Source organism: Paraburkholderia caffeinitolerans (assembly GCF_902859945.1).
Taxonomy (GTDB): Bacteria; Pseudomonadota; Gammaproteobacteria; order Burkholderiales; family Burkholderiaceae; genus Paraburkholderia; species Paraburkholderia caffeinitolerans.
In genome coordinates, this window is the sequence record NZ_CADIKL010000015.1 from 156,044 (window position 1) to 162,383 (window position 6,340).

4 protein-coding genes and 1 pseudogene are annotated in these 6,340 nt (G+C 64.7%); 4 read left to right on the plus strand and 1 reads right to left on the minus strand.

The genetic code is table 11. The features are described 5' to 3' along the window. Positions 1-93 precede the first annotated feature (93 nt). On the minus strand, positions 94-495 hold the full coding sequence (locus HV773_RS17165) for a hypothetical protein (protein WP_175195788.1): 402 nt from the start codon (positions 493-495) through the stop codon (positions 94-96). 279 nt (positions 496-774) lie between these two features. Here HV773_RS17165 and gltA point away from each other — a divergent pair, with 279 nt between their 5' ends. The 4 genes and pseudogenes from gltA to HV773_RS17185 form a co-directional block, all read left to right on the plus strand. Next, complete coding sequence (gene gltA, locus HV773_RS17170; protein WP_175195790.1) at positions 775-2,076, plus strand: citrate synthase; 1,302 nt, start codon at positions 775-777, stop codon at positions 2,074-2,076. A gap of 163 nt (positions 2,077-2,239) precedes the next feature. Further along, the gene (locus HV773_RS17175) at positions 2,240-4,510 is read left to right on the plus strand and encodes an amylo-alpha-1,6-glucosidase (RefSeq protein ID WP_175195792.1); all 2,271 of its coding nucleotides are present in this window, start codon (positions 2,240-2,242) and stop codon (positions 4,508-4,510) included. A 157-nt stretch (positions 4,511-4,667) separates the two neighbouring features. Further along, a complete protein-coding gene (locus HV773_RS17180; protein WP_175195794.1) occupies positions 4,668-5,828 on the plus strand; it encodes a porin in 1,161 nt (386 codons plus the stop codon). 256 nt (positions 5,829-6,084) lie between these two features. Continuing rightward, positions 6,085-6,340: pseudogene (locus HV773_RS17185) on the plus strand (hypothetical protein); the annotation flags it as partial.

Consider the following 6,340-nt stretch of genomic DNA (forward strand, 5'->3'; position numbering starts at 1 on the left):
GCGCTTCGCTTGACTTCGCTTGCGAGCCAGGCCGCGCAGGGTGGTCCCAGCGCGGCCTTATCAGCGAATTTCCGGAAATATGGCAGTCCGAACTTAGTCGCGGCCGTGCGCATGCGCGTCGAGCTTATGCTCGGCCGCTTCGCCCACGAGACCCGCGTAGTAGAGATGCACGCCAATGGCGAGCGAGTCGTTGCGGATCTCGTGAAAGGCCTTCCATGCCTTCACCGGATCCTTGAACACGAGGTAGTGCGCTTCCTGCGCAACGAGTTTCGCGACCTCATGCAGGCCGTGGCCGTGCAGGACGTCGACGAGGGCGTCGAGGCTGCGGTGCGTGCGCGCGTCGGTGCGCGGGTAGAGCATGTGGAGCACCGCCACGCGTTCGGATGCAAGCGCCGCTGAGAGCGCGACCACGATGTCCTGGTGATTGAGCGCGGTGACGGCGGCGTCTTCTGCAAGCTCGTCTTCCGCGAACAGGGTGTCGACCGAAATGTTCATCTGTTCCTTCCTCATCATGTTGTGCGTATCGACCGGAGAGGCCGCGGCATGCGAGGCAGTATCTCAGAGCGGAACGGGCCCATGTTGCGCTGCACAGGCAAAATATTGTTGCAATAATCGATGTTAAGCCTGTTGAAAGCCTGCAATATTGCTGAGCTGGAGAGGCATTGTTGCTGGTGTCGCTATCAATCAATGCTGCGCTGCGCCGTAAAATGCGGCATGCGGTCGCAGCGAGTTTTGTCAATGAGCGACCGGAAATACCCAAAGCAAGGACAAGTCATGATCGATGCAACGACCCACGCCACACTCACGATCCCCGGCCACGCAGAAGGCGTCGAACTGCCGGTCTACAAGGGCACGACGGGCCCGGACGTGATCGACATCCGCAAGCTCTACGCTCAGACCGGCATGTTCACGTATGACCCGGGCTTCATGTCGACGGCGGCGTGCAACTCGGCCATCACGTACATCGACGGCGACAAGGGCGAGCTGCTCTATCGCGGCTACCCGATCGACAACCTCGCGCAGAACGCCGACTTCCTCGAAACCTGCTACCTGCTGTACAAGGGCGAACTGCCCACGCAACAGCAAAAAGACGAATTCGTTGCGATGGTCACGAACCACACGATGGTTCATGAGCAGATGCACTTCTTTTTCCGCGGCTTCCGCCGCGACGCGCATCCGATGGCGATTCTGGTGGCGGCGGTGGGCGCGCTGTCCGCGTTCTATCACGACTCGCTCGACATCAACGACCCGAAGCACCGTGACGTGTCGGCGATCCGCATGATCGCGAAGCTGCCGACGCTCGTCGCCATGGCGTACAAGTACACGATCGGCCAGCCGTTCGTGTACCCGCGCAACGAGCTTTCGTACAGCGCGAACTTCATGCACATGATGTTCGCGAACCCGGCCGAGGAATACAAGGTCAACGACGTGCTCGTGCGCGCGCTCGACCGCATCCTGATCCTGCACGCGGACCACGAGCAGAATGCCTCGACCTCGACGGTGCGTCTCGCGGGCTCGTCGGGCGCGAACCCGTTCGCGTGCATCGCGGCGGGTATCGCGTGTCTGTGGGGCCCCGCGCACGGCGGCGCGAACGAAGCCGCGCTGAACATGCTCGAAGAGATCGGCTCGGTCGACAACATCCCCGAATTCATCGCGAAGGTGAAGGACAAGAACTCGGGCGTGAAGCTGATGGGCTTCGGCCACCGCGTCTACAAGAACTACGATCCGCGCGCGAAGCTCATGCGCGAAACGTGCCACGAAGTGCTCAACGAGCTCGGCCTGCACGACGATCCGCTGTTCAAGCTCGCCATGGCGCTCGAAAAGATCGCGCTGGAAGACGAATACTTCGTGTCGCGCAAGCTGTACCCGAATGTCGACTTCTACTCGGGCATCGTGCAGCGCGCACTGGGCATTCCCACCGCGATGTTCACCTGCATCTTCGCGATGGCGCGCACGGTAGGCTGGATTGCGCAGTGGAACGAAATGATCGCCGACCCCGAGCAGAAGATCGGCCGTCCGCGTCAGCTCTTCGTGGGCGAAACCTCGCGCGAGGCCACGCCGATCGCCACGCGCTGATTTTTGCTGATTTTTGCAGATTCTTGCGTAATGCCGCGGTGAACCCGCGGCGTTCTGGTCGGACTTCTGGTCGGACAAAGCTTTCGTACGATTACTGCTCGAGCTACTACAATCGAGCCAATCATGCCAATCGAGCAAGCGCGAACCGACCAGGAGGCACGCGATGCAGGATCCCGAATCACTCGGCGGCGTCACCCGCGAGGGCGGCGTGGACCATCCCGTTCAAGAAAGCGATGGCGCATTTATCGCGCCTGAAACACCCGAGATCGCAAGTGCGGACCAGCACGTGCTCAAGTCGGGCGACACCTTCATCGTCAACGACCCGCAAGGCGACATCACGGGCGTGGACGATGGTCTCTTCGTCAACGATACGCGCGTGCTGTCGTCGCTGCGTCTCACCTTCGGCGGGCGCAGGCCCTCGCTGCTCTCGGGCAGCGTGAGCAGCGACAACACCGCATTCACCGCGCATCTGACCAACCGCCCGCTGCCGCCGCTCGGCGGCTCGACCACGCCCGAGGGCGTGATTCACGTCGAGCGCGAGCGCGTGCTCTCGGGCACGATGATGACCGAGGCCATCGAGCTCACGAACTACGGGACCGAAGAAGCGGTCGTGCCGTTGTCGATCTCGTTCGCGAGCGACTTCCGCGACATGTTCGAAGTGCGCGGGCTGAAGCGCGAGCGGCAGGGCACGATCGCGCCGCCGCGCGTGGAAGACGGCGAGGTGCGGCTCGAATATATCGGCCTCGATAAAGTCGCGCGGCGCGTGCGCATCGAATTCTCGCCCACGCCCGACAAGCTGTTCGCCGACCGTGCCGACTTCACCGTGGCGCTGCCCGCGCAGGCTTGCGTGTCGGTCTACCTCTCGGTGGCCATCGAAGTGGAGCCGCTCGCCGGCGCCGCGCCCAGTGCACTGAGCGCGGGCATCATCCAGACGCCGAATTGCCTCGCCGATTCCAAGGAAATGCGCGTGGGCCGCGCAGCCGTGCGCGCCGCGCTGGTCGACGCGCACATCGTGATGCGCGAGCGCCGCCGCGCGGCGGCGCATGTGCGTTCGAGCAATCCGCTCTTCAATGCGTGGATCAACCGCTCGATCGCCGACCTCGGCCTGCTCACCACCGATCTGCCCACGGGCCCGTATCCCTATGCGGGCATTCCGTGGTTCTCCACGCCGTTCGGCCGCGACGCGATCATCACTTCGCTGCAGACGCTCTGGCTCACGCCCGCGCTCGCGAGCGGCGTGCTGCGCTTCCTCGCGGCGCATCAGGCGCTGGAGGACTCGGCGTTTCGCGATGCGTCAGTCGGCAAGATCATGCACGAGATGCGCAAGAGCGAAATGGCCGCCACGGGCGAAGTGCCGTTCGCGCTCTATTACGGCGGCGTGGATTCCACACCGCTGTTCGTCGTGCTGGCGGGCGCCTATGCGGAGCGCACCGGCGACATGGCGCTCATCGACGAGCTCTGGCCCGCGCTCGAACGCGCGGCGGCCTGGGTCGCGGGCGTATGCGAGCGCAATCCGCTCGGTCTGCTCGATTACAAGCGCGAGTCGGAGGGCGGCCTCGCGAACCAGGGCTGGAAGGACAGTCACGACTCGGTGTTCCATGCGGACGGCCGCTTCCCCGACGGCCCGATCGCGCTGGTCGAAGTGCAGGCCTACGCGAGCGCAGCCTTCGAGACGATGTCGAAGTTCGCCACCCATCGCGGCCTCGTTGAAGACGCCGTGCGCTATGCGGGCCGCGCCAACAAAATTCGCCGTTGCGTGGAAGACAAGTACTGGATGGCGGAGTCCGAGTTCTACGGCATCGCGCTCGACGGCCACGGCGAGCTGTGCCGCGTGCTCGCGTCGAACGCGGGGCATCTGCTCGCCTTCGGCCTGCCCGAGTACGAACGCGGGCGCGCCGTGGCCGGCGTGCTCGAATCGGCGCTGTTTCACACGGGGTGGGGCGTGCGCACGCTGGCGGCGGGCCAGGCGCGCTTCAATCCGATGGCATATCACAACGGCTCGGTCTGGCCGCACGATAACGCGCTGTGCGCGCGCGGGCTCGCGCGCTACGGCCGCAAGGAAGCGGCCGTGCGCCTGTTGCAGGCGCTGTTCGAAGCCGCTGTCACGTTCGATATGCGCTTGCCCGAGCTGTTCTGCGGCTTCCCGCAACGCCGCGGCGAGCCGCCCACCGCGTATCCGGTGGCGTGTCTGCCGCAGGCCTGGGCCGCGGGATCGCCGTTCATGATGCTCGAAGCGTGCCTCGGCGTGAGCATCGACGCGGCGCGCCACGAAGTGCGCGTCGAGCAGCCCATGCTGCCAGAAGGCATCGACTGGCTCGAAGTGGGCGATCTGCGCGTGGGCAACGCCGCGGTGACGCTCACGTTCCGGCGTGTGGATGGCAAGGTGGTGGCTTCGGCGGATCGCAGCGACGTGAAGGTGGTCGCGGTGCTGTGACGCCGTGCTGTGACTCAGTGCTGTGACGCAGGGCGATGAGCTTGCGCGCGTTGCGCGGTGTTCTTTCCGCGCAACGCCGCCTTCAATTTGAGCGCAATTTCTATCCGCCACCCCGTATGATGCGCGGTCTATTTTTTAGACCACAAGTACATCGAACATGAAGAAATCGCTAATCGCCCTTGCACTGACCGGCGCATTTGCGGGAGCGGCGCATGCGCAAAGCAGCGTGACGCTCTATGGCCTGATCGACGCAGGCCTCGTCTACACCAATAACCAGCTCGGCCACAGCAGCTGGCAGCTCAGCAGCAGCCCGACGCAGAACTCGGTGTTCGGCCTCAAGGGCTCGGAAGACCTCGGCGGCGGTCTCCATGCACTGTTCAAGATCGAGCAGAGCTTCATGATCAATAACGGCGCCCAGGCGTTTGCCGGCAGCATGTTCGGTTCACAGGCATGGGTGGGCCTGCAAAGCGACCCGTACGGCACGCTCACGTTCGGCCGCCAGTTCGACGTGATGAACGACCTCGTGGGCCCGCTCACGGCGGAATGGAACACGTGGGGCGGGAGCCTGGCCGGCCATCCGTTCGAAAACGACAATCTCTCGGCCAACTCGGTGGTCTTCAACAACACCGTCAAATATGCGAGCCCGACGTGGAACGGCCTCACGTTCGAGACCATGTACGCGTTCAGCAACAAGGCCGGCAACTTCGCCAACAACCGGGCGTACGGCTTTGCGGTGTCGTATGCGCAAGGGCCGGTCAATCTCGCGGCGGGCTACCTGCAGGCCAACGGCCCCGGCAACGGCAGTGGCGCGATCACCACGGGCGACACGAGCGCGGACTTCATCGCGCAGCGCCAGCGCATCTGGTCGCTGGGCGGCAACTATACCTATGGCCCGGTCACGGCCGGCCTTGTGTGGAGCCACACGCAGATCGACAACGCGGCAGGCGTGTTCGCGTTCGGCTCGGGCACGTATCTGGGCGCGGGCGATGCGTCGGCGGGAACGCTTGGCGGTTCGCTGCGTCTGGACAACTACGAAGCCAATCTGAAATATGCGCTTACACCGGCATGGACGGTCTCGGGCGCCTATACGTACACGCACGGCGCTTATAACGGCTCGGCCCCGGGCTGGAACACGGCGATGCTGCAAACCGCATACGCCATCAGCAAGCGCACCGACTTCTATGTCGAAGGCGTTTATCAGAACGTGCACGGCGCGCCGCAAGGTTCGGTGCTGTCGCACGCGATGATCAACACGCTCTCGCCGTCGTCGACGCAGACCCAGGTGGCGGTGGCGGCGGGGATGCGCCACGCATTCTGATCGGGACAGGTCTGGCCCTCCGGCCCTCTGAGCGGCGCAGGCGCGTGCGCCAATAGGACTTTGGTCCGATTGCTCCGGTCAGGCGGCCATCCCATGCTGAGGACACAGCGGGTGTCGCACCCGCCGCGCATGGCGGGCCGTCGCGGCGAGATAGCCGGGCATGCGCCAGCGGCGATACCCGCGAGCGCCGTCTTTTTCGTCCGATCATAGTTCGTTCTACCTGGTATTCGACCGGGGAGGCATCGTGAGCCTGTGTATGAAACGCCTCATCCGTGTGGTCTTTGTCGCGGGACTGCTGCCTGCCGGCGTGGTGAGCGCCGCGCCGATCATCTACCCGGCGAAGGGCCAGAGCCAGGCGCAGCAGCAGAAGGATCAAGGCGCGTGTTACTCGTGGGCCAAGAGCCATACCGGCATCGATCCCACCCACGTGGCGGCCGCGCCACCGCCGCCTGCCGGTCCGGCCGTGGGCGGCGGTGAACGAGTCGGCGGCGCCGCGCGCGGCGCGGCGGGCG